The sequence below is a fragment of the Amycolatopsis sp. M39 genome, from assembly GCF_001651785.1.
In the GTDB taxonomy this organism is placed as follows: Bacteria; Actinomycetota; Actinomycetes; order Mycobacteriales; family Pseudonocardiaceae; genus Amycolatopsis; species Amycolatopsis rubida.
In genome coordinates this window covers 186,264-212,370 of sequence record NZ_LWSF01000004.1, presented here as the reverse complement: position 1 = coordinate 212,370, position 26,107 = coordinate 186,264, and the positions used below count along the sequence as shown (strand labels likewise).

The following is a 26,107-nucleotide window of genomic DNA, read 5'->3' as shown; positions in this document are numbered from 1 at the left end:
TTCGGAGGGAGTGTCTTGTCCACGTCACGAGTCGATCCGACGGTGGTCTCGCAGCCGGTGCCCGACGAATCCCGATGGCCCGGTCTCGCCGAGCCGCCGCATTCGCCGTTGCGGGCGCGCGCGGCCGAGGCACTGTTCCGGCACGCGGTGAAAACGCTGGACGTGCGGGTGTCGTTCCCGGACGGCACGGTGCTCGGCGCGGGCGGCCCGGACGCGCCGGAGATGCGCATCCACCGGCCCTCGGCGTTCTTCCACCGGCTCGGAGCCGACGCGAAGATCGGCTTCGGCGAGGCATACCTGGTCGGCGACTGGACCGCGGACGACCTGGCAGGCGTCCTCACGCCGTTCGCCGAGCGGCTCGCCACGCTCGTGCCGCCCTTCCTGCAGCGGTTCCGCCGGTTCGCCGAGCGCATGCAGCCCTCCGCGGAAGAGAACACGATCGAGGGCGCGCGGTCGAACATCCACCGCCACTACGACCTGTCGAACGACCTGTTCAGCGCGTTCCTGGACGAGTCGATGATGTACTCCTCGGCGCTGTTCGGGCCCGGGGACACGCTCACCCGGGCGCAGCACCGCAAGCTCGACAGCGTGCTCGACTACGCCGGCGTGCGCCAAGGCAGCGAGGTGCTGGAGATCGGCACCGGATGGGGTGAACTGTCCATCCGCGCGGCCTCGCGCGGCGCGAAGGTCACGTCGCTGACCATTTCGCAGGAGCAGAAGGCGCTCGCCGACGCGCGGATCGCCGAAGCCGGCCTGTCCGACCGCGTCGACGTGCGGCTGTGCGACTACCGCGAGGCCACCGGCGAGTACGACTCGGTGGTCAGCGTGGAGATGATCGAGGCGGTCGGCGCGTCCTACTGGCCGACGTTCTTCTCCACGATCGGCAAGCGCTTGCGCCCCGGCGGGCAGTTCGGCCTCCAGGCGATCACCATGGACCACGACCGGATGCTGGCCTCGGCCAGGTCCTACACGTGGATCCACAAGTACGTCTTCCCCGGCGGCATCATCCCGTCGGTGCAGGCGATCGAGGACGGGATGCGGGACAACACCCGGCTGAAGCTGGCCGGGATGCGCGAGTTCGGCCAGGACTACGCCCGCACGCTCAAGCTGTGGCGGGACCGCTTCCAGCAGCGCTGGGACGACATCCGCGGCTTCGGGTTCGACGACGTGTTCCGGCGGATGTGGGAGTTCTACCTCGCCTACTCCGAGGCCGGGTTCCGGTCGGGGCATCTGAAGGTCCACCAGTTCGGGTTCGCCGACCCGCGCTGAGGCCGCCGCACCCCGCCGGGACAACCCGCGTAGGGTCCCGCACGTCCACCGCAGGAGGACCGTGCAGGATCCTGCGCGGCCACACCCACCGGATCGGGGAGACAGGCCATGACGTACGGAGGCGACGACGGCAGGCGGCGGATGCCGCCCAGGCCACCGCAGCCCCCCGCACGCCCGCGCCAGCAGCAGCGGGCGCAGATGCTGCCGCTGCCGGGGAGAGGGCAGAGTCCCTACGACGCCCGCACCCGGCCGATGGGCTCGCGCGGCGAGGCCCCGGCTCCGCCGCCCGCCCCGCCGAGGCAGGACCCGCCGGAGTACGGGGGCCGGCAGCCGCGGCCGCGCCGTCGCCGCCGATGGAGCGTCGGCAAGATCCTGATGACGCTGCTGATCGTGGTCGTGCTGTTCGTCGGCGCGATCTGGGCGTATCTGGAGTTCAGCATCAACCGGGTGGACGCGATCGGCGACTACTCCGGGCGCCCGGCCGCCGCGTCCGGCACGAACTGGCTGATCGTCGGCTCGGACAGCCGCCAGGGCCTGACCGCGCAGGACGAGGAGCGGCTGGCCACCGGCGACGAGGGCGAGGCGGGCGGCCAGCGCACCGACACGATCATGATCGCGCACCTGCCGGACAACTCGACGAAGCCGACGCTGCTGAGCCTGCCGCGCGACTCGCAGGTGAAGATCCCCGGCCACAGCACGGGCAAGATCAACTCCGCGTTCGCGCTCGGCGGGCCGAAACTGCTGGTCCAGACGGTCGAGCAGGCCACCGGCCTGCGCATGGACCACTACGCGGAGATCGGGTTCGGCGGCTTCGCGAACATCGTCGACGCGATCGGCGGGGTCGACATGTGCATCGACAAGGACATGAACGACCCGATGACCGGCATCGACATCAAGGCGGGCTGCCAGAAGCTCGACGGACGCTCGGCGCTCGGCTTCGTCCGGATGCGGCACGCCGAGGCGACGCCGCGCTCGGACCTCGACCGGGTCGCGAACCAGCGGAAGTTCATCGGCGCGCTGGTGAGCCAGGTGGCGAGTCCCGGGACGCTGCTGAACCCGTTCGACTTCTTCCCGCTGCTCGGCTCCGCGCCGGACGCGCTGACCATGGACACCGGCGACCACGTGCACAACCTGGCCGGCCTGGCGATCGCGATGCGCGGCATCTCGTCCGACGGCGTCACGACCACGACGATGCCGATCACCGACGCTTCGGCGCAGCACTGGGACAAGAAGAAGTCCGCGCAGCTGTTCGACGCGCTGAAGAACGACACTGAGGTGCCGCCGGACGTCGTGATGAACTGACAGTGGGCCGGACGGCGGCGGGCTTCGCGAAATTCGCGAGCCTGCCGCCGTTTCTGCTGTCAGGATGGCTCGCATGGACACTCTCGCCGACGGTGTGGTCACCCTCGTTCGCTGGCGCCCGGACCATCGCGACGTGCAGGTGGAGACCGTCGTGGGATCCCTGGACCATCTGGCCGCTTGGATGCCCTGGGCGATCGACGGCTACGACCAGGCCAAGGGGGACGAGTTCTTGGCGCGCGCGGCCGCGCAGTGGGAGAGCGGCGAGGAGTACAACTACGCGATCTATAGCCCGGATGCCGAGCTGGCGGGCAGTTGCGGGCTGATGCGTCGCGAGGACGGGTGGGAGATCGGGTACTGGCTCGCGAAGAGCCAGACCGGCAAGGGGTATGTGACCCGGGCGAGCGCTCTGCTGGTCGCGCTGGCCTGGCGGTTGGGCGCTTCGCAGGTGCTGATCAAGCACGATGCGCGGAACGTCCGCAGCGGCGCGGTTCCGGAGCGGCTGGGGTTCGCGCGGGCGGGGGAGGAGAAAGCCGAGGGGAGGCTTCCGTCGGCCTGCAGCGGGGTGAATGTGGTGTGGCGGCTTGAGCGGGCCGGGTAGGCGTTCTGCCGCTGCTTCCGGCAGAAGTCCGTGAGGGGAACCCTGAGGGAATCAGATTCCCTCAGGGTTCCCCTCACGGACGTTCACGCGCCCGGCGCGGCGGTTGGGAGGAGAAACCGCGTGCCGCCGACTTTCCGCCACCCTCCGCGGAGGGTGGCGCGCCGCTTCGGCCAATGCGCCCAGTGCCGCATTGGGATGCGTCTGACGCACCGAACGCCGCATTGGGTGCGTCGCTCGCGCCCACTGCCGCATGGGGCGCATTGCGTGCGCCCAATGCCGCATCGGGGTTTTCTCGATAGCGCGGTGTGTGGCGGGTTCGCGGTAGCGGCGCTCGCCAGGGCGACGCGGAGCACCGGCTGGCGGACAGGCGCGTGGCTTTCGCTCCGCGAGCTGGGGGCGCTCAGGCGTCCGCGCGCTCCCGAAGCACCTGCAACGCCCGGTCAGCATGCGTCGTGAAGTTCAGTTCGCTCTTGATCACGTCCAGCACCCGCCGGTCCGTCCCGATCACGAACGTCTGCCGTTTCGTGTGCAGGGGCAGGATTTTGCGCCACACGCCGAACTGCTTCGCCACCGTGCCGTCCACATCGGACAGCAGCGGGTAGTCGAAACCGTGCTTCGCGGAGAACTCGCGCTGCTTGCCGACGGCGTCCGGGCTGATGCCGACCCGCTGGGCGCCCGCCTCGGCGAATTCCGCGGCCAGGTCCCGGAAGTGGCAGCTTTCCGCGGTGCAGCCGCTCGTCATCGCGGCCGGGTAGAAGAACAGCACGACCGGGCCGTCGGCGAGCAGGGCCGACAGGGTGCGTTCGGCGCCCTGGTCGTCGGGGAGGGTGAAATCGGGGGCGAGGTCGCCGGGCTGCATCGCGGAGGGGTCCTTCCAGGAAAAGGTCGTCGTGCCCAGTAGTTCGGAGCCGGGCAGGCGGCGGATGGGTCAGCTGGCGTGCCGGGCGATCATTTCGTCGACCTCGTCGCCGGTCGCGGACTCCGCCACGAACGAACCCCGCGCCGCCAGCACGCCCTGTTCCCGGAGGCGTCCGGCATGAGCGTCGTCGCGCACGCCCTCCGCGCCGATCCGCAGCCCCAGTTCCTTCGCCCGCGTGACCAGCTGCGACAGATGCCGCACGTCGGTCTCGGCGGGGTCGGGGCCGGCCAGTGCGTCGACGACCGGGCCGCTCAGGATGACGTGCTTGACCGGGAGCTGGTAGCGCGGGATCAGCTCAAGGTCGGACGATCCGGAGATGGTGAGCACGAGCTGCGCGCCGAGGTCGGCGAGCACGGTGAACGAGTCCAGCACCTCGCCCTCGCCGTCGAACATCGACGCGCGGTCGATGCACAGCCGCAGCGCTCGCGCGGGCAGGCGGTGCCGGTCGAGCTGGTCCTTGACCAGCAGCACCAGGTCCTGGTCGATGGCCAGCCGCTTCGGCAGCCGGATGCAGACGTCCGGCGCGGCGGGGCCGTACTGCTCGCGCCAGCGCGCGGTCGCGCCGAGCGATTCCTGCAGCAGCCATTTGCCGAGCGGCACGGTCATTCCGGTGGTCTGGGCGAGCGGGTAGAACTCCTCGGGGCCGAGTTCGCCGCGTTCGGGGTGGCTCCAGAGCAGTCCGGCGTTCACCGCGGCGATCTCGTCCGGCTTCGCGAGTTTGACCGTCGGCTGGTAGATCAGCGAGAACTCGCCGTTCTCCAGCGCACCGGCGATCACCGCGCCGAGCTGGTAGCGGCTGCGGTCCCGTGCGTCGAGCTGCGGGTCGAACAGCATCCACTGCGCCTTGCCCGCCTCCTTGGCGCGGTGCAGCGCCAGCTCGGCCGCGCGCAGCAGATCGCCGTGGCTGCCTTCGTTCGCCGGGCGCACGACGATCCCGATGCTCGCGCTGACGCCGATGCCGTGCTCGCCGACGTACACCGGCTCGCTGAACTCCTCCAGCACCCGGTCGGCCAGCACGACCGTCTCCTGCGCGGTCAGCTCCGGGCCGAGCAGCAGCACCGCGAAGCCGTCGCCGGACAGCCGCGCGACGTAGCCGTCGTGCTGGCCGGCGAACACCGCCTTCAGCTTCCGCGAGATCGCCTTCAGCACCTGGTCGGCCATGCCGGCGCCGAGTCCGTCGTTGATCACCTTGAACCCGTCGATGTCCAGGTACAGCAAGGCGATCTCGTCGGAGCCGCCCGAGCCGAGCGCGAGCTCCAGCTGGGCGGTGAACGCGGCGCTGTTGGGCAGTCCGGTCAGCGGGTCGTGCAGGTTCTGGTGGCGCAGCCGTTCGCCGAGCAGGTGCAGGTCGTCGTCATCGGCGGCCATGACCACCGGGAAGTACGTGCCCGGCCGGTCGCCGGGCAGTGCGGCGAGCGTGACGTTCGTGGTGAGTTCGCCGTCGCGGCTGTGGCCGAGCTGCACGCTCTGGACGGTCCGGCGCGCGTCGGCGGTGAGCGGCAGGCCCTCAAGCGCGGCGCGCAGCCGTTCGGCGTCCTGCGGACCGGCGGCGAGATCCGCGATGTGCTTGTCCCGCAACGCGGTCGTCGACGTGCCGAGCAACCGGGCCAGCGCGCCGTTCGCTTCGACGACGGTCCCGTCCGGGTCGGTGAGCGCGATGCCCAGCGGCGCGGAGGAGAAGAGCGCGGTGAACCGGCGCGTGGCGCCCGCGTCCTCGGGACGCGCGGCGACCTCGCCGGCGAAGTCGAGCAGGAGCCGCTCCACCTCGGCGGGAGGGAGCGTTACTCCGTTGGTGTCGGTCAGCGCCGCCGCGTACTTGCGCGCGACGTCGACCAACCCTGGCATGGCACCAGGCTCCGGCACACTCCACCTCTTCATACGCGGACAAAGACCAGCTCAGGCCCGGTGCGGAGGATCCGAAGACCCACACTGGGTACGAGTTGGCCGCAAGTGATGCCACGGCATCACGGACCAAACAGGGTGTCTACCGGCTGAACGAGTGATGGGTACTACACAACTGGTGACATCAAGTCACCTTGAGTACACGAAGGTGGCTTGTACTGCGGTTTTGTCTCCAGCTGTCGACCTTTCTGTCCCGCTCGGCGGCCGTCAACGATAGGCCAGCCGGGCCGGCAGTCCGTCGGCGGGCACCGGAAGCGAGACGTAGTCCCACTTGGCGACGTAGTCCTCGGGCACCGACCAGCGGTGCGCCCGCAGCAGCTCGTGCAGGAGCGCTTTCACCTCCAGGCCGCCGAACTGCAGCCCGATGCACTTGTGCGCGCCGCCGCCGAAGGGCATCCACGCGAACCGGTGCGATTTGTCCTCTCGGCGGTCCGGGCCGAACCGCTCGGGGTCGAAGCGCCGCGGCTCGGTCCAGTGCTCGGGGGAGTAGTGGTTCAGCGTCGGCGACACGGCGACCATCGTGCCTTCCGGCAGGTAATGGCCGAGGACGGCAGTGTCCTTTGTGGTCTTTCGCGCCAGCGACGGCACCGGCGCGCGCAGCCGCAGCGCCTCCTTCATCACCAGATCCAGCGTTTCGAGGCTTTCCAGTGCTTCGAGGTCCGGCAGGTCGTCGCCGAGGCGCAGCGACTCCTCCCGGGCGCGGTTCTGCCATTCGGGGTGTTTGGCGAGGTAGTAGGCCATCGCGCTGGCGGTGATGGTGGTCGTGTCGTGCGCGGCCATCATCAGGAAGATCATGTGGTTGACGATGTCGGCGTCGCTGAACCGGTCGCCGTCCTCGGAAACCGCGTGGCAGAGCGCGGAGAACAGGTCGTCGCCGTCCGCCTCGCGCTTGGCCGCCAGGTTCTCGCCGAAATAGCGCTCCAGCGTCCGCCTGCCGCGCAAACCCGCGGCCCAGCGACCGCCAGGCACCGGATAACGCACCACGGCGGTACCGGCGCGCACAGCGGCCACGAACGCGCGATTGATGCGCTCGGCGTCGGAGGCGGAGCGCATGCCCATGAAAACCTGCGTCGCGACGTCCAGCGTCAGCTGTTTGAACGCCCAGTACAGCCGGGGCCGGCCGGACGGCAGCGCGGCGACTCCTTCGCGCAGCGCCGGACCCATCTGCGCGACGTAGCCGCGGAGCCGGTCGCGGGTGAACGCCTCCTGCATGATCCGCCGGTGCAGGCGGTGCTCGCCGAAATCGAGCAGCATCAGCCCGCGTTCGAAGAACCGCTCGATGAAGAACTTCCAGCCCTCCTGGGAAAACGCCTTGTCCTTGTTGACGAGCGCGGCCTGGGTGGCCTCGGGCCCGGACAGCGTCACGATCCGCTGGCCGAACACGCCCATCCACGACACCGGGCCGAACTGTTCGAAGCGGTGCAGGCTGAAGTCGAGGCCGAAGCGCATCCCGTCGAGCGTGTGGCCGATCAGCGGCGGCCCGTCGTCGCCGAGCACCGGTTCCAGGCCGCTGCCCGCCGGGGGAGCCGCGAGTTCGCGGACCGGCCAGCGCGCGCCGAGCCAGCGTTCGTCGACCTTGCGCGGCAACGGGATCGCGGTCAGCGGCGGCATTTTCCCGCGCAGGTTTTCCGACAGCCGCGTGACGCCGTCGCTCCCGGCGTTGGCGACCTTGCCGAGCGCGCCGCCCGCCGTCGGGAGTCTCGTCTTTCCGGTCACGTCCGCCATGGCGACCACCTCCCGGCACGGGTATCGGCCGCCTCCACGGTCCCCTGTTATTGACGCGATGACAATACCTCGCGGGCTGCCGTTCGGGTGATCCTCGGACCGGTGCCGGGCAGCGGGCCGCGCTGCCCGGCACCGGTGCGGGTCAGCGAGGTTCGGCGCGCAGTTCCCGGGCCGCGCCGACCAGATGCCGCAGCGCCGGTTCGACCTCGGCGTAACCGCGGGTCTTGAGGCCGCAGTCCGGGTTGATCCACAACCGCTCCGCCGGAACCGCGCCGAGCGCCGTGCGCACCAGGCCGGCCACCTCGTCCCGGTCCGGCACGCGCGGCGAGTGGATGTCGTACACCCCGGGCCCGACGCCGCGGCCGAAGCCCGCTTCGTTCAGATCGGCGAGCACTTCCATCTTCGAGCGGGCAGCTTCGATGCTGGTGACGTCGGCGTCGAGGGCGTCGATCGCGGGCAGCACGTCGCCGAATTCCGAGTAGCACATGTGCGTGTGGATCTGCGTCGTTTCCGCGACGCCCGAGGTGGCCAGCCGGAACGCGGGCACCGCCCAGCCGAAGTACGCCTCGCGGTCCGCCGCGCGCAGCGGCAGCAGTTCGCGCAACGCGGGTTCGTCGACCTGCACGATGCGGATCCCGGCCTCCTCCAGGTCCGCGACCTCGTCCCGGACGGCCAGCGCGACCTGGCGTGCGGTGTCGGCCAGCGGCTGGTCGTCGCGGACGAACGACCACGCCAGGATGGTGACCGGGCCGGTCAGCATGCCCTTCACCGGACGGTCGGTGCGGCTTTGCGCGTAGCGCGCCCAGTCCACGGTCATCGGTTTCGGCCGGGAGACATCGCCGAACAGGATCGGCGGCCGGACGCACCGGGATCCGTACGACTGGACCCAGCCGAGGGCCGTCGCCGCGAAGCCGGTCAGCTGTTCGGCGAAGTACTGGACCATGTCGTTGCGCTCGGGCTCGCCGTGCACGAGGACGTCGAGGCCGAGGTCTTCCTGCAACCGCACGACGCGCTCGATCTCGGTGCGCATCGCGTCGCGGTACGCGCCGTCGCCGAGCTTGCCCGCGCGGTGTGCGGCTCGGGCTCGGCGCACCTCGCCGGTTTGCGGGAAGGAGCCGATCGTGGTGGTCGGCAGGGGTGGCAGGTTCAGGGATTTCTGTTGTGCCGCGGCCCGTTCCGCGTAGGGTGCGCGGACGGTGTCCTCTGGTCGGAGTGCCGCGACGCGGGCCCGGACGTCGGCGTCGCTCAGCTCGGCGGCTCCGGCCCGGTCGGCGACTGCGGCCCGTGCCGGACCGAGGTCGACGTCTTCGCCGCGCAGCGCCCGGCCGAGCAGGACGACCTCGTCGACCTTCTGCCGCGCGAAGGCGAGCCAGCTCTTCAGCCGCGGGTCGAGATCTGTCTCCGCTTCCACGTCGTAGGGCACATGCAGCAGCGAGCACGACGTCGACACGCTCACGTGTGCCGCGGCGTCCTTCAAGCGCGCCGCGCGGGACAGTGCGACGCCTGGATCCGTGCGCCAGACATTCCGCCCGTCCACGACACCGGCGAGGACCTCCTTGTCTCGCAAGGCTCCTTCCGCCGCGACTTGATCCACAAAGGACTCATCGGTCACCAGGTCGACGGCCACCGCTTCGACGGGGGAGCGGGCCAGGACGCCCAGTGCCCGGCCGAGGCCGCCGAAATACCCGGCCACCAGCAGCTTCGGCCGGTGCTTTTCCTTGGCCAGCACGTGATACGCGCGAGTGAGCGCGTTGAACTCCGGTGTCGTCCGGTCCGCGGCGAATGCCGGTTCGTCCAGTTGGACCCACTCGACGCCCTCGTCGGCCAGCTTGCCCAGAAGTCCGGCGTACGCGGGCAGCAGTTCGTCCAGCAGTTCCAGCGGTTCGAACCCGGGCTGGGTCGATTTCGACAGCAGCAGGAAAGTGACCGGTCCGACGAGCACCGGACGCGGCGTGATGCCGAGCGCGCGAGCCTCGCGGACCTCGTCGACCGGCGCGGTGCCGGTGAGCGAGAACCGGGAATCCGGGCCCAGCTCCGGGACGAGGTAGTGGTAGTTGGTGTCGAACCACTTCGTCATTTCGAGCGCGGGCGCGTCCGGTACCCCGCGCGCGGCGGCGAAGGAGGTGTCCAGCGGCGACAGCCCGAGCCGGGTGAAGCGCTCCGGCAGCGCGCCGAACAGCGCGGCGGTGTCCAATACCTGGTCGTAAAGCGAAAAAGTGCCGGACGGGATCGAGTCGAGGCCCTGGTCGCGCAGGGTGGTCCAGGTCTGTTCGCGCAGCTGCCGCCCGGTGGTCAGCAGGTCTTCCTCGGCGCTCTTTCCCGCCCAGTAGGACTCCAGCGCCCGTTTCAGCTCCCGGGACGGGCCGATTCGCGGGTAGCCGAGAATCGTGGTGCCGATCGTGTTCACAGCATGCATCCTCACGTGCTCGCCGGAAGAGCCCGGGCACGCGAAAACACCGTGCTTCGGTCGCGCCTTGTCCCGCGAGGCCCGGACTCACGCACGCCGTCGGCGTGCGTGCCAGTGGCAGGTATTCGGACTCGTGGGCGTACCGCTCGTGCCTACCGGCTGTCGCTTCCCGGGCGGGGCGCCCAGTGCTTTACCGCGTTCGCGGTGACAGCTTTCGTTCCCACATACCGCTGCGGGGCAGTCCCGGAATCGCACCGGGTTCCCTGTTGCCTCGTCAGGACGCGGCCGTCGGGAGAGCTTGGCTGCGTCCTGGCGAACCAGTGGCGTAGGCGAGTTTAGCGGGTTTGGTACAAGGCGGGGTGGGTGTCTCGGGGGGTGAGAAGCTGCTCGTCGCCTGGCGGCGACATTGCGCTGGGGGCGTGGAGCACCCCGAAGCCGGATTGTGCAGGGAGGCTTCGTATCGGGGTGCAGGGCGGGGGCTGGCTGCACGGGGGTGTGGGCGGGCTGTGCGGTTTTGTTCGGGTGAAAGAACTCGGCCGTGCCCTGGCTGGTTGCCAGGGCACGGCCGAGTTTCATCGTGTGGTCAGTCCCAGTCCAGGGCGCCGCCGGACTGGTATTCGATGACGCGGGTTTCGAAGAAGTTCTTCTCCTTCTTCAGGTCCATCGCCTCCGACATCCACGGGAACGGGTTCTCGTTCTCGCCGTAGATCGGGGACAGGCCGATCTGCTGGGCGCGCCGGTCGGTGATGAAGTGCATGTACTGCTCGCACAGGTCGGCCGACAGGCCGAGCATGCCGCGCGGCATGGTGTCGCGGGCGTAGGAGACCTCGAGTTCGCACGCGTCCTGCAGCATCCCGCGCACCTCGGCCTGGAACTGCTCGGTCCACAGGTGCGGGTTCTCGATCTTGATCTGGTTGATGCAGTCGATGCCGAAGTTCAGGTGGATCGACTCGTCGCGCAGGATGTACTGGTACTGCTCGGCGATGCCGACCATCTTGTTCCGCCTGCCCAGCGACAGGATCTGCGCGAAACCGGTGTAGAACCACATGCCCTCGAAGATCACGTAGAACGCCACGAGGTCGCGCAGGAACGCCTGGTCGGCTTCCGGCGTGCCGGTCTCGAAGTCCGGGTTCTCCAGGTTCTGCGTGTACTTCAGCGCCCACGCGTCCTTTTCCGAAATGGACGGGACCTCGCGGTACATGTTGAACAGCTCGCCCTCGACCAGGCCGAGGCTTTCGCAGATGTACTGGAAGGTGTGCGTGTGCACGGCCTCCTCGAAGGCCTGGCGCAGCAGGTACTGGCGGCACTCCGGGTTGGTGATCTGCCGGTACACCGCGAGCACGATGTTGTTGGCCACCAAGGACTCCGCCGTGGCGAAGAAGCCGAGGTTGCGCTTGAGCATCTGCCGCTCGTCCTCGGTGAGGCCGTCGGTCGACTTCCACAGCGCGATGTCGGCCTGCATCGCGACCTCGGTCGGCATCCAGTGGTTGTTGCACGCCGCGAGGTACTTGTCCCAGGCCCACCGGTACTTCATCGGCAGCAGCTGGTTGACGTCGGCGCGCGCGTTGATCATGCGCTTGTCGTCGACGTTGATCCGGGCCGCGCCGACCTCGATCTCGCCGAGACCGGTCGCGTCCGTCGTTTCCACGTTGGTCATCAGGGTTTCCTTACTGGCAGGCTTCGCAGTCGGGGTCGTCGATCCGGCAGGCCGCGCCCTCGGTCGCGACGAAGTCGACGTCGGTCGCGGGCATCTCCTTCGGCTCCGCGGCCGGGGAGGGCGACGGCGCGGGGGAGGCAGCCGGAACCGCGGCGGAAGGCGACGGCGACGGCGAAGCCGCCGGGGCGGGGGCCGGGGACGGCGCGGCGGCCGGGGCCGGGGTGGCGGAGACGGCGTTCAGCTTGCCGTCGGTGCCGCGCAGGGTGCTCTTCTCCACGTGCGTCGCGGACTGCGCCCGCAGGTAGTACGTGGTCTTGAGGCCCTTGTGCCAGGCGTAGCGGTACAGCTCGTCGAGCTTGCGGCCGCTCGGAGCCGCGATGTAGAGGTTCAGCGACTGCGCCTGGTCGATCCACTTCTGCCGCACCGAACCGGCGTCCACGATCCACTTCGACTCGATCTCGAAAGCGGTCGCGTACAGCGCCTTGAGGTCGTCGGGCACGCGGTCGATCTGGCCGAGGCTGCCGTCGAAGTACTTCAGGTCGCTGACCATGACCTCGTCCCACAGGCCGCGCGCCTTGAGGCTCTTGACCAGGTGCGGGTTGACGACGGTGAAGTCGCCGGACATGTTCGACTTGACGTAGAGGTTCTGGAACAGCGGCTCGATCGACTGGCCGACGCCGGAGATGTTGGAGATCGTCGCGGTCGGCGCGATCGCCATCACGTTCGAGTTGCGCATGCCGACGGTCTTGACGCGCTCGCGCAGCGGGGCCCAGTCCAGCGTCGTGGAGGTGTCGACGTCGAGGCCGTCGCCCTGGCGGGCGTCGATGAGCAGCTGCATCGAGTCGATCGGCAGGATTCCCTTGCTCCACAAGGAACCCTCGAACGTCTGGTACTGGCCGCGCTCCTGTGCGAGATCGGTCGAGGCCGAGATCGCGTAGTAGGAGAGGTGCTCCATCGAGACGTCGGCGAACTTCACCGCGTCGGCGGACGCGAACGGCACGCCCAGCTCGAACAGCGCGTCCTGGAAGCCCATGATGCCCAGGCCGACCGGACGGTGGCGCAGGTTGGAACGGCGCGCCTCCGGGATCGTGTAGAAGTTGATGTCGATCACGTTGTCGAGCATCCGGACCGCGGTGCGCACGGTCTTCTCAAGCCGCTCGGTGTCGAGCCCTTCAGGGGTGACGTGCTTGAGCAGGTTCACCGAGCCGAGGTTGCAGACCGCGACCTCTTCGGCGTTCGTGTTCAGCGTGATCTCGGTGCACAGGTTGGACGAGTGCACGACGCCGACGTGCTGCTGCGGCGAACGCAGGTTGCACGGGTCCTTGAAGGTGATCCACGGGTGGCCGGTCTCGAACAGCATGGTCAGCATCCGCCGCCACAGTTCGACCGCGCGGACCTTGCGGAACACCTTGATCTCGCCGCGCGCGGCGGCCGCCTCGTACTCGCGGTAGCGCTGCGCGAACGCGTTGCCGTAGAGGTCGTGCAGGTCCGGCGTCTCGTTCGGCGAGAACAGCGTCCACTCGGCGTTCGCCTCGACGCGGCGCAGGAACTCGTCGGGGACCCAGTTGGCGGTGTTCATGTCGTGCGTGCGCCGCCGGTCGTCGCCGGTGTTCTTGCGCAGGTCGAGGAATTCCTCGATGTCCACGTGCCAGGTCTCCAGGTACGCGCACGCCGCGCCCTTGCGCTTGCCGCCCTGGTTGACCGCGACCGCGGTGTCGTTGGCGATCTTCAGGAACGGCACGACGCCCTGGGACTGGCCGTTGGTGCCCTTGATGTGCGCGCCGAGGCCGCGGACCGGGGTCCAGTCGTTGCCGAGGCCGCCGGAGTACTTGGCCAGCAGCGCGTTGTTCTTGTACGCCTGGAAGATCGAGTCCAGGTCGTCGTCCACAGTGGTCAGGAAGCAGGACGACAGCTGGGCGCGGTTGGTGCCGCTGTTGAACAGCGTCGGGGTGGACGCCATGAAGTGGAACGTCGACAGGAGTTCGTAGAACTCGATCGCGCGGGCTTCGCGGTTGTCCTCGCGGATCGCCAGGCCCATCGCGACGCGCATGAAGAACGCCTGCGGCAGCTCGAACCGCACGCCGTTGTGGTGCTGGAAGTACCGGTCGTACAGCGTCTGCAGGCCGAGGAAGCCGAAGTCGAGGTCGCGCTCGGCGTGAATGGCGGCGGTGATCTTGTCCAGGTCGAAGCCCAGCAGTTCGCCGTCGACCAGTTCCAGTTCGACCGCGCGGCGCAGGTAGGCGCGGAAGTACGCCGGGTACTCGCTCGCCATCTCGTCCTGGCTGGCCTGACGCGGCTTCCGCGCCAGGTAGCTCAGCGCTTCGCCGCGCAGCTTGTCCAGCAGCAGGCGGGCGGACACGAACGAGTAGTTCGGCTCCTGCTCGACGAGCACGCGCGCGGCCAGCACCTGCGCGAGCGCCAGTTCGTCGGCGCTGATGCCGTCGTAGAGGTTGCGCTTGGCCTCGGCCAGCACCGGCTCGGCGGACACGTCGTCAAGCCCGGCGACGGCCTCGCCGACGACGTGCGACACCCGGGCCCAGTCGAGCGGGCGGACGATGCCGTCGGCCCCCTTCACGCTCAGCGTGACCTCGGCCGACTCCGGGGCGGCGGCCTCGCGGGCCTTCGCGCGCTCGTCGCGGTAGAGGACGTAGGCGCGGGCGACCTTGTGGTGTTCGCCGCGCATCAGGGCGAGTTCGACCTGGTCCTGGATCTGCTCGATGTGCAGCGCGGCCTCCGGGACGGCGTGGCGCAGCAGCGCCGCCTCGACCTGCTCGGTCAGTTCGGCGACGACGTGGTGCACGCGGGAGGACGCGGCGGCGTCGCCGCCCTCGACCGCGAGGAAGGCCTTGGTCAGCGCCACCGAGATCTTGCCCGCGTCGAAGGGCGAGACGCTTCCGTCCCGCCGGATGACGCGGACCGCGCTCGGGGCCCCCTCCGCCGCCGACGGCGGCCGCTGACCGGTTTCCACTGACATACGTGTCTCCAACAGTTCCTCGAAAAATGGGCGCGTTCGAGCCGCACAAGGCCAGGCAAGGCCATGCGCTGCGGTTTCGTCGAAACAGCCCGGCCGCCCTCGTCAAGCGGTCTCCCCGTCGCTGGGGGCTGCCGGTTCCCAGAGACTACATCTTGGGGTTCGGGCACGCACGCGCCCCAAGGTATGGCGTGTCGGTCTCACCCTGGCGGGTTATCCGATCACCGAGGGCAAGATCCGAAACGGAGCCTCGTCGCAGCCGGCGCCGCACTGGCCACAGGCCGTTTTCCGGCCAGATACGCCAGCGGTCCGGCCGGGTTGACCGACCAGTCCGCGGCCGCCGCGCGGGGCTTCGAACGCCACTCGACCGGGGTACGCAGCGGGCTGCCGCCGCGGTCCTGAGCGATCTCGAAGCGTACCGGGAGGGCGATCGGGAGCCCGGCGCGCGGGGTGAAGGCCGCGGTGGCGATCCAGTCGTCGGAGGTCGCCGCGGTGAAGGTGCGCCCGCCGGTGAAGGTGAAGGCCGCCAGCTCCTTCGGGATGCCCCACAGTTCGCGCCCGCCCGCGCGCGAGATCTCGCTGTCCACCCAGATGTCGGTGATCGACGCGGCGAGCCCGCGGCCGCGCACGGCGACGCAGGACAGGAGTTCGTGGTAGCTCAGCTGGCCGGACGGCAGGTAGTCGATCCAGGCGGTGAAGACGGCGGCCTGGTTGCCGAGAACGAGGGGCTCGGCGGGCAGCCGGGGCAGTTCGTCGACCGGGACCCGCCACATCGAGATGCACGCGTCGGCGGCGAGGTGCCACGGTTCGGGCGGGTACTCGGTCATTCGCTGCTCCACGGAAGGTACGGCGGCAGGTCCCGGTCCACGCGCAACGGGAATTCGGGCGCGCGTTTCTGGAAGAAGGAGGCGATGCCTTCGACGGCGTCGGGGTTCGAGCCCAGCTGGGAGATGAGCTTCGAGTCCACCTGGTGGACGTCGAAGGGCGACGGGGCCGAGGCCATCCGGTAGAGCAGCTGCCGGGTGACCGCCACCGCGACCGGGGCGGTGGTCTCGGCGATCTCCTTCGCCTTGGCCTGTGCTTGCGCGAGGACGTCGCCGGGGTCGTGGATCTGGTGGACGAGCCCGGCCTGGAGCGCTTCGCCGGGTCCGAAGAGCCGTCCGCTGACCATCCAGTCGACGGCCGCGCCCATCCCGACGAGGCGGGGGAGGAACCACGCGGACGCGCCTTCGGGGTAGATGCCGCGGCGGGTGAAGACGAAGCCGAACTTGGAGTCGCTGGAGGCGAACCGGTAGTCGCAGGACAGCGTGATGGTGATGCCCGCGCCGACGGACGCCCCGCGCAAGGCGGCGAGCACCGGTTTGTTCATGGTGAAGATCCGCTTCGACACGCGGCCGGCCGGTTCCTGCCAGTCGTCCGGCGGGCGGTCGCCGAAGGCGAAGCCGCCGGACGAGAGATCCGCTCCGACGGAGAAGTCCTTGCCGGTGGTCCCGAGCACGACCGCGCGGACGTCCTCGTCGCGGTCGGCCCGGTCGAGGGCGTGGGCGAGTTCGCCGGCCATCCGGATCGTGTAGCCGTTGCGGGCTTCGGGCCGGTCGAGCAGGACGGTCGCGACCTTGGCGGCGACCTCGTAGGCGATCTCCGCGTAGGAGTCCATGGAAGGACGGTAGGGCGCTTGTTTTCGCAGTGTCAATAGAGCTGGAGCATGCTGGGGCGATGCTGAAGGTGGGCACGGTGGTGCTGGGAGCCGAGGACCTGGAGCGCGCGGTCTCGTTCTGGAGCGCGGCGCTGGGGTATGTACGGCGGGACGACGCGACGGACTTCGTGGTGCTGCAGTCTGCTGACGACGCCGGGCCGAGGGTGGCGTTCCAGCGGAGTTCGGTGCCGGCGCAGGAGGTGCCGCGGGTGCATCTGGACCTGTACGCGGGGGACGCGACGGACCAGGCGGCGGAGGTCTCTCGGCTGGTGGAGCTGGGGGCGCGGCGGGTGGACTGGCCGCTTTACCCGGACGATCCGGATTTCGTGGTGCTGGCGGATCCGGAAGGCAACCGGTTCTGCGTGATCGACACTTCGCGCGGCTGACCGGGGTCCGTCCTGGGCAAAAACAATCAGGCGCGCTTGATTTTTCTGTCGCCAGGGGCCACGCTGGGTCCGCACGAGGTGGTGCGGCGGACGCAGGGAGGCGCAGGAATGGCTGATCTCGCGGGGATCCTCCGGGATCTCGCGGCCGAATCGCAGGCGGTCGACGACCTGGTCGCCGGGTTGCCCGCGCAGGGGTGGACGCGGCCGACGCCCGCGCCCGGCTGGAGCATCGCGCATCAGATCGCGCATCTGGCATGGACCGACGGCAAATCGCTGATCTCCGCGAGCCGGCCGGAGGACTGGCAGTCCGAGGTCGAAAACCTGTTGAGCATCGGCGAAAACTACGTCGACCAGGGTGCCGAGGACGGGGCGCAGCTGCCTCCTGACGAGTTGCTGGCGCAGTGGCGCGCGGGCCGGGCCGCGCTCGCTGAGGCGCTCGCGGCGGTGCCGGACGGGCAGAAGCTGCCGTGGTACGGCCCGCCGATGAGCGCGGCGTCCATGGCGACCGCGCGGATGATGGAAAACTGGGCGCACGGCCAGGACATCGCTGACGCGCTCGGCATCACGCGCGAGCCCACCGAACGGCTGTGGCACATCGCCCGGTTCGGCACGCGCACGCGCGATTTCGCGTACAAGCTTCACTCGCTCGCGCCGCCGGCCGAGGAATTCCGGGTCGAGCTGACCGCGCCGGACGGCAGCACCTGGGCGTTCGGGCCGGAGGACGCGGAGCAGCGGCTGACCGGCAGCGCGCTCGACTTCTGCCTGGTCGCGACGCAGCGGCGGCATCCGGCGGACACTGATCTCGTCGCGACCGGCGCGGATGTCGAGGAATGGCTGGGCATCGCGCAGGCGTTCGCCGGGCCGCCCGGGGCGGGCCGCGAGCCGGGGCAGTTCGCGTGAGCGCGCCGTTGCGCGTCGGGAACGCGTCCGGGTTTTACGGCGACCGGTTCTCCGCCGTGCGGGAAATGCTGACCGGCGGCCCGCTCGACGTCCTGACTGGCGACTACCTCGCCGAGCTGACCATGCTCATCCTCGGCCGCGACCGGATGAAGGATCCGGCGCGCGGCTACGCCAAGACGTTCCTCCGGCAGATGGAGGAGAACCTCGGCCTGGCGAAGGACAAGGGCGTCCGGATCGTCGCGAACGCGGGCGGGCTCAACCCGGCCGGGCTGGCCGGCGCGTTGCGCGAATTGGCCGCGAAGCTCGGTCTCGAGGTCAGCGTGGCGCACGTCGAAGGCGACGACCTGATCGCGCGCGCCGAGGAGTTCGGCTTCGGGAAACCGTTGACTGCCAACGCATATCTCGGCGCGTGGGGCATCGCGGAGTGTCTTGAGGCCGGTGCCGACATCGTGGTGACCGGGCGCGTCACGGACGCGTCGGTGATCGTCGGACCGGCGGCGGCGCACTTCGGCTGGGCCCGCGACGACTACGACGCGCTCGCCGGAGCGGTCGTGGCGGGCCACGTCATCGAATGCGGTGCGCAGGCGACCGGCGGCAACTACTCGTTCTTCCGGGACCAGCCGATCGGCGTGCCGGGATTCCCGATCGCGGAAATCCACGCGGACGGGTCCAGCGTGATCACGAAGCACCCGGACACCGGTGGCGTGGTCAACAAAGGAACCGTTACGGCGCAGCTGTTGTACGAAATCACCGGTGCGCGGTATGCGAATCCTGATGTGACGGCGCGGTTCGACACACTGTCGCTGTCGGACGACGGGCCGGACCGGGTGCGGATCAGCGGGGTTCGCGGGGAAGCGCCGCCGCCGACGTTGAAGGTGTGTCTCAACCGGCTCGGCGGCTTCCGGAACGAGACGACGTTCGTCCTTACCGGACTGGATATCGAGGAAAAAGCCGCGCTGGTAAGGGAACAGCTGGAAGGCGCACTGGCGAAGCGTCCGCCGGCCGAGGTCCGGTGGACACTCGCGCGCACTGATCACGCGGACGCCGACACCGAGGAACGCGCCAGCGCGCTGCTGCACGTCGCAGTAAAGGACGACGATCCGAAGATCGCTGGCCGCGCGTTCAGCGGAGCGGCGATCGAGCTGGCGCTCGCGAGCTACCCGGGATTCCATGTGACCGCGCCGCCTTCGGAGGCTTCGCTGTTCGGGGTGTATTCGGCGGCCTTTGTGGACGCTGCCGCGGTTCCGCACGTCGCGGTGCTGCCGGACGGGTCCAAGGTGGACATCGCGCCGGCTTCCGAGACAGGTGAACTGTCCGAAGCGGATGAACCGGCGCTGCCGGAACCGTTGCAGACGGACAAGGTGCGCCGGGTGCCGCTCGGGCTCGTCGCCGGGGCGCGCAGCGGCGACAAGGGCGGCAACGCGAACCTCGGCGTGTGGGTGCGGTCCGAGGAAGCGTGGCGCTGGCTCGTGCACCGGCTGACGGTCGGGGAATTCCGCCGTCTGCTGCCGGAAACCGAAGGACTGCCGGTCACCCGGCATCTGCTGCCGAACCTGTGGGCGATGAACTTCGTGGTCGAGGGCATTCTTGGCGACGGCGTCGCTTCGCAGGCCAGGTTCGATCCTCAGGCGAAGGCGCTCGGCGAGTGGCTGCGGGCGCGCGAACTCGACGTCCCGGAGGCGCTGCTGTGACCGTGGATCCGTTCCGCACGCCCGAACGCACCGAACTGCGCGCGACGGTGCGCCGGTTTGTGGAGAAGGATGTGCTGCCGCACCTGGACGACTGGGAGCGGGCCGGGGAACTCCCGCGCGACCTGCATCGCAAGGCGGGGCGGCTGGGCCTGCTCGGGGTCGCGTTCCCCGAATCCGCGGGCGGCGGCGACGGCAATTACCTCGACGCGCTCGTCGTCGCCGAGGAAATGCACTACGCGGGCGGGTCCGGCGGGCTGTTCGCGTCGTTGTTCACCTGCGGGATCGCGGTGCCGCACATCGTCGAGGCCGGCGATCCGGTGCAGCTCGAACGCTGGGTGCGGCCGACGCTCGAAGGCGAGAAGATCGGCTCGCTGGCGGTCACCGAACCGGACGGCGGTTCCGACGTCGCCGGGATTCGCACCACTGCGGTGCGCGAGGGCGACGAGTATGTGCTCAACGGGGCCAAGACGTTCATCACCTCCGGGTGCCGCGCGGACTTCGTGACCACAGTGGTCCGGACCGGCGAAGCGGGTGCGCACGGCCTTTCGCTGATCGTGGTCGAGCGCGGGACGCCGGGGTTCATCGTGTCGCGCAAGCTGGAAAAGATGGGCTGGGCGGCTTCGGATACCGCCGAACTGTCTTATGTGGACGCCCGGGTTCCGGCGGAGAACTTGGTCGGCGCGGAAAACAGCGGGTTCGCCCAAGTGGCCACTCAGTTCGTGACCGAACGGCTATCGCTGGCGGTGCAAGCGTATGCGCACGCGCAGCGGGCACTGGATTTGACGCTGGACTGGTGCCGGATGCGCGAGACGTTCGGGCGTCCGCTGATCTCGCGGCAGCTGGTGCAGCACAAGCTCACCGAGATGGCCTGCAAGGTGGACGTCGCGCGGACGTACGCCCGGCAGGTCGCGCTCCGGCACGTGTCCGGCGAAGAAGTGATCGCCGAGGCGTGCTTCGCGAAGAACACCGCGGTGCGGGCCGCCGAATGGGTCGTGAACGAGGCGGTGCAGCTGCACGGCGGGCTCGGCTACATGCGCGAGTCCGAAGTGGAACGGCACTACCGCGACGTCCGCATTCTCGGCATCGGCGGCGGCACCACCGAAATCCTGACCGGACTGGCCGCGAAGCGATTGGGATACACCGCATGACCACTATCAGGTCCACAGTGGACACCCGCGCCGACGAGTTCGCCGCGAACCGCGAGGCGATGCTGGACAAGCTCGCGGAGATCGACGCCGAACAGGCCAAGGCGGTCGCCGGCGGCGGGGAAAAGTACGTCGAACGCCACCGCAAGCGCGGGAAGCTGCTGGCGCGCGAGCGGATCGAATTGCTGCTGGACGAGGATTCGCCGTTCCTGGAATTGTCGCCGCTGGCCGCGTGGGGTTCGGACTACAAGGTCGGCGCGAGCGTGATCACCGGGATCGGTGTCGTGGAAGGGGTCGAATGCCTGATCTCGGCGAGCGACCCGACGGTCAAGGGCGGTGCGAGCAATCCGTGGACGACCAAGAAGTCGTTCCGGGCGGCGGACATCGCGGCGCAGAACCGGCTCCCGGTGATCAACCTGGTCGAGTCCGGCGGCGCGGATCTTCCGACGCAGAAGGAAATCTTCATTCCCGGCGGCCGCGTCTTCCGCGATCTGACGAGGTCCTCGGCGGCGAAGGTGCCGACCGTCGCGCTGGTGTTCGGCAACTCCACCGCGGGCGGCGCGTATCTGCCGGGCATGTCCGACTACGTCGTGATGGTGAAGGAACGCGCGAAGGTGTTCCTCGGCGGACCGCCGCTGGTCAAGATGGCGACCGGCGAGGAATCCGACGACGAATCCCTCGGCGGCGCGGAAATGCACGCGCGGACGTCCGGGCTCGCCGACTACCTCGCGGTCGACGAGGAGGACGCGATCCGGCTCGGCCGCGGCATCATCAAGCGGCTCAACTGGACCAAGCAGGGTCCGGCCCCCAAACCGGGCTACGCCGAGCCGCTGTTCGACGCCGAAGACCTGCTCGGCATCGTGCCGGCCGACTTGAAGATCCCGTTCGACCCGCGCGAGGTGATCGCGCGGGTCGTGGACGGTTCGGACTTCGACGAGTTCAAGCCGCTGTACGGGCCGAGCCTGGTCACCGGCTGGGCGGACATCCACGGGTACCCGGTGGGAATCCTGGCCAACGCCCAAGGCGTGCTGTTCGGCGAGGAATCGCAGAAGGCCGCGCAGTTCATCCAGCTGGCCAACCAGATCGACACGCCGCTGGTGTTCCTGCACAACACGACCGGTTACATGGTCGGCAAGGAATACGAGCAGAGCGGCATCATCAAGCACGGCGCGCTGATGATCAACGCGGTCTCGAACTCGAAGGTGCCGCATCTGTCCGTCCTCATGGGAGCGTCCTACGGGGCCGGGCACTACGGGATGTGCGGCCGGGCCTACGATCCGCGGTTCCTGTTCGCATGGCCGAGCGCGAAATCCGCGGTGATGGGGCCGGCGCAGCTGGCCGGTGTGCTGTCCATTGTGGCCCGTGCCGCGGCGGCGAGCCGGGGCCAGGAATACAGCGAGGAAAACGACGCCGCGATGCGCGCCATGGTGGAAAACCAGATCGAGGCGGAATCGATGCCGATGTTCCTCTCCGGCATGCTTTACGACGACGGCATCATCGACCCGCGCGACACCCGCACGGTGCTCGGGCTGAGCCTGTCGGCGATCCACAACGGACCAGTCAACGGCGTCGAAGGCGGCTTCGGCGTCTTCCGGATGTGAGGGCCATGATCCAGAATCTGCTGGTCGCCAACCGGGGCGAAATCGCCCGTCGCGTGTTCCGCAGCTGCCGGGACGCCGGAATCGGCACAGTCGCGGTGTTCTCCGACGCGGACGCCGGAGCGCCGCACGCGCGGGAAGCCGACGTCGCCGTCCGGCTGCCGGGCAACGCGCCGGGCGAGACGTATCTGCGCGGCGAACTGATCGTCAAAGCCGCGGCGGACACCGGCGCCGACGCGGTCCATCCCGGGTACGGCTTCCTGTCCGAGAACGCCGGTTTCGCCCGCGCGGTGCTCGACGCCGGGCTGACCTGGATCGGCCCGCCGCCCGCGGCGATCGAGACCATGGGCTCCAAAGTGGAGTCGAAACGCCTGATGGCCGCCGCCGGGGTTCCGGTGTTGTCCGAATTGGACCCGGCATCAGTGACCGGGGCGGATCTTCCGTTGCTGGTCAAGGCTTCCGCCGGGGGCGGCGGTCGCGGCATGCGCGTGGTCCGCTCGCTGGACGAACTGGCCGAGGCGGTCGAGAGCGCTCGCGCGGAAGCGGGATCGGCGTTCGGCGACCCGACGGTGTTCTGCGAGCGGTACCTCGAAACCGGACGGCACATCGAGGTCCAGGTGCTCGCCGACTCGCACGGCACCGTCTGGGCGGTGGGGGAGCGGGAGTGCTCCATCCAGCGGCGGCACCAGAAGGTGGTCGAGGAAGCGCCGTCGCCCGTTGTGGACGATGCCATGCGGGCCGAGTTGTTCGACGCGGCGCGCAAGGCCGCGCAGGCGATCGACTACGTCGGCGCGGGAACCGTCGAATTCCTGGCCGGCCCGGACGGCCGGTTCTACTTCCTGGAGATGAACACGCGGCTGCAGGTCGAGCATCCGGTGACCGAGAACGTCACCGGACTGGATCTGGTGGCGTTGCAGCTTTCGGTGGCCGAAGGTGCTCGGTTGCCCGCCGAACCGCCTGCTGCCAACGGACATTCGATCGAAGTTCGCCTGTACGCGGAAGACCCGTCGGCCGGATGGCAGCCGCAGAGCGGAACGCTGCACACCTTCGAAGTGTCCGGAGTGGACCGCGAGTTCACCCACGGTTCCGGACTGCGCCTGGACTCCGGCGTGGAATCCGGCTCGGTGATCGGCGTGCACTACGACCCGATGCTGGCGAAGGTCATCACATGGGCGCCGACGCGGGCGGAAGCCGCGCGCCGGCTCGCCGGTGCGTTGGCCTGCGCGAAGATCCACGGCGTGGTGACCAACCGCGATCTGCTGGTCCGGATCCTGCGCCACGAAGCTTTCCTCGCCGGAGAAACGGATACCGCGTTCTTCGACCGGCACGGACTGGACATTTTGGCCGCTCCCCTGGCCACGGCGGACGCCGAACGCTGGTCCGCACTGGCTGCCGCACTGGCCGATGCCGCCGGAAACCGGGCTTCCGCGACCACCCTGGGACGACTGCCCAGCGGCTGGCGCAACGTCCGCTCCGCCGGTCAACGCAAGGTATTCGCCAAGGGAGACAACCGTTACGAGGTCGTCTATTCGCTGGCTCGCGACGGGCTGCGTGCCGAGGGCTACGACGACGTCGTCTTGGTCGCCGCTACGCCGGAACAAGTGGTCCTCGACATCGCCGGAGTGCGCCGGACCTTCGCGGTCGCCCGGTATGGTTCGGTGTCCTATGTGGATTCGCCGCTGGGTTCGGTCGCACTGACCGCCGAGCCGCGGTTCGCCGATCCGGATTCGGCACTGGCGGCGGGCTCCCTGCTCGCGCCGATGCCGGGCACGGTCGTGCGGCTCGCGGTGTCCGCGGGGGACAGTGTGCGGGCGGGCGATCCGTTGCTGTGGCTGGAAGCGATGAAGATGGAACACCGGATCTCGGCCCCGGCGGACGGCGTGGTCGCCGAACTGCCGGTCGAGGCCGGGCAGCAGGTCGAGGTAGGCGCGGTGCTGGCTGTGGTGGGAGAAACCGAATGAACGCGATGAACTTCGTCGAGCCCGAGGAGCGGGTGGCGCTGCGGAAGGCCGCGGCCGACCTGGCGGGCAAGTACGGACACGAGTATTACGCGAAGAAGGCTCGCGCGGGCGAGAAGACCGACGAGCTGTGGAACGAAGCCGGACGGCTCGGCTACCTTGGCGTGAACCTGCCGGAGGAGTACGGCGGCGGGGGAGCCGGGATCGCCGATCTCGCCGCGGTGCTGGAGGAATTCGCGGCCGCGGGCTCGCCGCTGCTGCTGATGGTGGTGTCGCCGGCGATCGTCGGAACGGTGCTGTCGCGCTTCGGCACGCCGGACCAGAAGAAGCAGTGGCTGCCGGGAATCGCGGACGGCAGCAAGAAGATCGTCTTCGCGATCACCGAACCGGACGCCGGATCCAACTCGCACAAGATCACGACGACCGCCCGCCGAGACGGCGGCGACTGGGTGTTGTCCGGGCGCAAGGTATACATCTCGGGCGTCGACGAGGCGGACGCGGTGCTCGTCGTCGGCCGCACCGAGGACGCGAAGACCGGACGCCTGAAGCCGGCGCTGTTCGTGGTGCCGACGGACACGCCCGGGTTCGAGTTCACGAAAATCGACATGGACATCGTCGCGCCGGAAAACCAGTTCTCGTTGTTCCTGGACGACGTGCGGCTGCCCGCGGAAGCCCTGGTGGGCGAGGAGGACGCGGCGATCGCGCAGCTGTTCGCGGGCCTGAACCCGGAACGCATCATGGGCGCGTCGTTCTCGCTGGGCACCGCGAGGTACGCCCTGGACAAGGCGGTCGGCTACGCCAACGAACGGCGGGTGTGGGGCGCGCCGATCGGGTCGCACCAGGGGCTGGCGCATCCGCTCGCGCAGGTGAAAATCGAGCTTGAGCTGGCGAAACTGATGACTCAGAAGGCCGCCTCGCGGTACGACGCGGGCGATGATTTCGCCTCCGGGGAGTCGGCGAACATGGCGAAATACGCGGCGGCGGAGGTCGCGATCCGGGCGGTCGACCAGGCAGTGCAAACCCACGGCGGAAACGGTTTGGCAACCGAATACGGCCTGGGAAGCCTGGTGACGGCCGTGCGGCTGGGCCGGATCGCGCCGGTGAGCCGCGAGATGGTGCTGAATTTCGTGGGGCAGCACAGCCTTGGGCTGCCGAAGTCGTACTGAGCAGCGGTGACGCCATGAGGCCTGATCGGAGGTGCGTGAGGGTTGCCCTGAGGGAATCAGATTCCCGCAGGGTCCCCCTCACGGACTTTTACGGGAGCGGGCTGGCTGGGGCAGGTGCGGCCTGATGCTCCGCGAACCGCAACAAGAACGCAGCCGCACCACCCGGCGGCGGCTGATCGAAGCCGCGATGGACTGCATCGGGGAGCGGGGCTGGCACGGGGTGACCGTCGCGGTCATCGCGGAGCGGGCCGGGGTTTCCCGAGGCGCCGCGCAGCACCACTTCCCGACCCGGGAATCGCTGGTCGCCGCGGCGGTCGAGCTGCTCGGCGAGGCTCAGCTGGACGAACTGCGCACGCGCGCGGCCGGGTCGCCGGGCGGGTCGTCGCGGATCGAGTGGGTCGTCGAGATGCTGCTGACCCTCTACACCGGGCCGATGTTCCGTGCCGCGTTGCAGCTGTGGGCCGTCGCGTCGACGGACGAGCAGTTGCGCGACGTGCTCGTGCCGCTGGAGGCGCGCGTCGGTCGGGAGGCGCACCGGGTCGCGGTCGAGCTGCTCGGGGTCGACGAGGCACAGCCGGGCGTGCGCGAACTGGTCCAGGCCACCCTCGACCTCGGGCGCGGGCTCGGCCTCGCCAACCTGCTCACCGACGACACCCGCCGCCGCGAGCAGATCGTGCGCGAGTGGGCCCGGACGCTCGAATCCCGCCTGGCGGGAACTGAACAGGTCTAGTCCTCGGCACATTCCCGAATTGCTACAGTGTGGTTGTTAACACATTCGGCCCAACGGGCGATAACGTTGAGTAAGTAGCCCACGAGG

19 protein-coding genes and 1 riboswitch are annotated in these 26,107 nt (G+C 69.4%); of the genes, 11 read left to right on the top strand and 8 right to left on the bottom strand.

Annotated features, from left to right (window positions below; genetic code table 11):
* The first annotated feature begins 15 nt into the window (after positions 1 to 15).
* From A4R44_RS11590 to A4R44_RS11580, 3 genes are all read left to right on the top strand, one after another.
* A complete protein-coding gene (locus tag A4R44_RS11590; protein ID WP_067579122.1) occupies positions 16 to 1,269 on the top strand; it encodes a cyclopropane-fatty-acyl-phospholipid synthase family protein in 1,254 nt (417 codons plus the stop codon).
* Between the two features lie 108 nt (positions 1,270 to 1,377).
* A complete protein-coding gene (locus tag A4R44_RS11585) occupies positions 1,378 to 2,571 on the top strand; it encodes an LCP family protein (RefSeq protein ID WP_067579120.1) in 1,194 nt (397 codons plus the stop codon).
* A 73-nt stretch (positions 2,572 to 2,644) separates the two neighbouring features.
* Positions 2,645 to 3,169 (top strand): GNAT family N-acetyltransferase, encoded by a 525-nt coding sequence (locus A4R44_RS11580; protein ID WP_198545254.1) that lies wholly within the window; start codon positions 2,645 to 2,647, stop codon positions 3,167 to 3,169.
* A gap of 400 nt (positions 3,170 to 3,569) precedes the next feature.
* Here A4R44_RS11580 and A4R44_RS11575 read toward each other — a convergent pair whose 3' ends face one another.
* From A4R44_RS11575 to A4R44_RS11540, 8 genes are all read right to left on the bottom strand, one after another.
* Positions 3,570 to 4,028 carry a peroxiredoxin gene (locus tag A4R44_RS11575; protein WP_067579116.1) on the bottom strand — a complete coding sequence of 153 codons (459 nt, stop codon included), beginning with the start codon at positions 4,026 to 4,028 and terminating at the stop codon, positions 3,570 to 3,572.
* 69 nt (positions 4,029 to 4,097) lie between these two features.
* A complete protein-coding gene (locus tag A4R44_RS11570) occupies positions 4,098 to 5,933 on the bottom strand; it encodes a diguanylate cyclase domain-containing protein (protein ID WP_067579114.1) in 1,836 nt (611 codons plus the stop codon).
* Between the two features lie 264 nt (positions 5,934 to 6,197).
* Entirely contained in the window at positions 6,198 to 7,601 is a 1,404-nt protein-coding gene (locus tag A4R44_RS11565) for a cytochrome P450 (RefSeq protein ID WP_067580119.1), read from the bottom strand.
* A 256-nt stretch (positions 7,602 to 7,857) separates the two neighbouring features.
* Positions 7,858 to 10,131 carry a 5-methyltetrahydropteroyltriglutamate--homocysteine S-methyltransferase gene (gene metE, locus A4R44_RS11560; protein ID WP_067579112.1) on the bottom strand — a complete coding sequence of 758 codons (2,274 nt, stop codon included), beginning with the start codon at positions 10,129 to 10,131 and terminating at the stop codon, positions 7,858 to 7,860.
* A gap of 108 nt (positions 10,132 to 10,239) precedes the next feature.
* A riboswitch (cobalamin riboswitch) is annotated at positions 10,240 to 10,403 on the bottom strand.
* A gap of 302 nt (positions 10,404 to 10,705) precedes the next feature.
* Complete coding sequence (locus A4R44_RS11555) at positions 10,706 to 11,779, bottom strand: ribonucleotide-diphosphate reductase subunit beta (RefSeq protein ID WP_067579110.1); 1,074 nt, start codon at positions 11,777 to 11,779, stop codon at positions 10,706 to 10,708.
* A gap of 10 nt (positions 11,780 to 11,789) precedes the next feature.
* Positions 11,790 to 14,753, bottom strand: coding sequence for a ribonucleoside-diphosphate reductase subunit alpha (locus tag A4R44_RS11550; protein WP_067579108.1), 2,964 nt, complete (start codon positions 14,751 to 14,753; stop codon positions 11,790 to 11,792).
* 218 nt (positions 14,754 to 14,971) lie between these two features.
* Entirely contained in the window at positions 14,972 to 15,577 is a 606-nt protein-coding gene (locus A4R44_RS11545; protein ID WP_067579106.1) for an acetoacetate decarboxylase family protein, read from the bottom strand.
* Positions 15,574 to 16,407, bottom strand: coding sequence for an enoyl-CoA hydratase-related protein (locus A4R44_RS11540; RefSeq protein ID WP_067579104.1), 834 nt, complete (start codon positions 16,405 to 16,407; stop codon positions 15,574 to 15,576). The genes A4R44_RS11545 and A4R44_RS11540 overlap by 4 nt, the downstream gene beginning before the upstream one ends.
* A 59-nt stretch (positions 16,408 to 16,466) precedes the next feature.
* Here A4R44_RS11540 and A4R44_RS11535 point away from each other — a divergent pair, with 59 nt between their 5' ends.
* The 8 genes from A4R44_RS11535 to A4R44_RS11500 all read left to right on the top strand — a co-directional run bounded on the left by A4R44_RS11535 (position 16,467) and on the right by A4R44_RS11500 (position 26,020).
* A complete protein-coding gene (locus A4R44_RS11535; protein WP_093574308.1) occupies positions 16,467 to 16,832 on the top strand; it encodes a VOC family protein in 366 nt (121 codons plus the stop codon).
* Between the two features lie 108 nt (positions 16,833 to 16,940).
* Positions 16,941 to 17,732 carry a TIGR03084 family metal-binding protein gene (locus tag A4R44_RS11530; RefSeq protein ID WP_067579102.1) on the top strand — a complete coding sequence of 264 codons (792 nt, stop codon included), beginning with the start codon at positions 16,941 to 16,943 and terminating at the stop codon, positions 17,730 to 17,732.
* Entirely contained in the window at positions 17,729 to 19,423 is a 1,695-nt protein-coding gene (locus A4R44_RS11525; protein WP_067579100.1) for an acyclic terpene utilization AtuA family protein, read from the top strand. The genes A4R44_RS11530 and A4R44_RS11525 overlap by 4 nt, the downstream gene beginning before the upstream one ends.
* Positions 19,420 to 20,571, top strand: a complete 1,152-nt coding sequence (locus tag A4R44_RS11520) for an acyl-CoA dehydrogenase family protein (protein WP_067579098.1) — start codon at positions 19,420 to 19,422, stop codon at positions 20,569 to 20,571. The genes A4R44_RS11525 and A4R44_RS11520 overlap by 4 nt, the downstream gene beginning before the upstream one ends.
* Entirely contained in the window at positions 20,568 to 22,169 is a 1,602-nt protein-coding gene (locus tag A4R44_RS11515; RefSeq protein ID WP_067579096.1) for an acyl-CoA carboxylase subunit beta, read from the top strand. The genes A4R44_RS11520 and A4R44_RS11515 overlap by 4 nt, the downstream gene beginning before the upstream one ends.
* Before the next feature lie 5 nt (positions 22,170 to 22,174).
* The gene (locus A4R44_RS11510) at positions 22,175 to 24,127 is read left to right on the top strand and encodes a biotin carboxylase N-terminal domain-containing protein (RefSeq protein ID WP_067579094.1); all 1,953 of its coding nucleotides are present in this window, start codon (positions 22,175 to 22,177) and stop codon (positions 24,125 to 24,127) included.
* Complete coding sequence (locus A4R44_RS11505) at positions 24,124 to 25,290, top strand: acyl-CoA dehydrogenase family protein (RefSeq protein ID WP_095213283.1); 1,167 nt, start codon at positions 24,124 to 24,126, stop codon at positions 25,288 to 25,290. Before A4R44_RS11510 ends, A4R44_RS11505 begins: the two co-directional genes overlap by 4 nt.
* Before the next feature lie 124 nt (positions 25,291 to 25,414).
* On the top strand, positions 25,415 to 26,020 hold the full coding sequence (locus A4R44_RS11500) for a TetR/AcrR family transcriptional regulator (RefSeq protein WP_067579092.1): 606 nt from the start codon (positions 25,415 to 25,417) through the stop codon (positions 26,018 to 26,020).
* Positions 26,021 to 26,107 lie beyond the last annotated feature (87 nt).

Excerpts from the sequence above, each read along its gene's own strand:
- A4R44_RS11585 (WP_067579120.1), top strand. The coding sequence starts at position 1,378 with ATGACGTACGGAGGCGACGACGGCAGGCGGCGGATGCCGCCCAGGCCA.
- A4R44_RS11570 (WP_067579114.1), bottom strand. The coding sequence starts at position 5,933 with ATGCCAGGGTTGGTCGACGTCGCGCGCAAGTACGCGGCGGCGCTGACC.
- A4R44_RS11555 (WP_067579110.1), bottom strand. The coding sequence starts at position 11,779 with ATGACCAACGTGGAAACGACGGACGCGACCGGTCTCGGCGAGATCGAG.
- A4R44_RS11505 (WP_095213283.1), top strand. The coding sequence starts at position 24,124 with ATGAACGCGATGAACTTCGTCGAGCCCGAGGAGCGGGTGGCGCTGCGG.
- A4R44_RS11545 (WP_067579106.1), bottom strand. The coding sequence starts at position 15,577 with ATGACCGAGTACCCGCCCGAACCGTGGCACCTCGCCGCCGACGCGTGC.
- A4R44_RS11565 (WP_067580119.1), bottom strand. The coding sequence starts at position 7,601 with ATGCCGCCGCTGACCGCGATCCCGTTGCCGCGCAAGGTCGACGAACGC.
- A4R44_RS11515 (WP_067579096.1), top strand. The coding sequence starts at position 20,568 with ATGACCACTATCAGGTCCACAGTGGACACCCGCGCCGACGAGTTCGCC.
- metE (WP_067579112.1), bottom strand. The coding sequence starts at position 10,131 with ATGCATGCTGTGAACACGATCGGCACCACGATTCTCGGCTACCCGCGA.
- A4R44_RS11575 (WP_067579116.1), bottom strand. The coding sequence starts at position 4,028 with ATGCAGCCCGGCGACCTCGCCCCCGATTTCACCCTCCCCGACGACCAG.
- A4R44_RS11540 (WP_067579104.1), bottom strand. The coding sequence starts at position 16,407 with ATGGACTCCTACGCGGAGATCGCCTACGAGGTCGCCGCCAAGGTCGCG.
- A4R44_RS11510 (WP_067579094.1), top strand. The coding sequence starts at position 22,175 with ATGATCCAGAATCTGCTGGTCGCCAACCGGGGCGAAATCGCCCGTCGC.
- A4R44_RS11580 (WP_198545254.1), top strand. The coding sequence starts at position 2,645 with ATGGACACTCTCGCCGACGGTGTGGTCACCCTCGTTCGCTGGCGCCCG.
- A4R44_RS11535 (WP_093574308.1), top strand. The coding sequence starts at position 16,467 with ATGCTGAAGGTGGGCACGGTGGTGCTGGGAGCCGAGGACCTGGAGCGC.
- A4R44_RS11530 (WP_067579102.1), top strand. The coding sequence starts at position 16,941 with ATGGCTGATCTCGCGGGGATCCTCCGGGATCTCGCGGCCGAATCGCAG.
- A4R44_RS11500 (WP_067579092.1), top strand. The coding sequence starts at position 25,415 with ATGCTCCGCGAACCGCAACAAGAACGCAGCCGCACCACCCGGCGGCGG.
- A4R44_RS11550 (WP_067579108.1), bottom strand. The coding sequence starts at position 14,753 with ATGTCAGTGGAAACCGGTCAGCGGCCGCCGTCGGCGGCGGAGGGGGCC.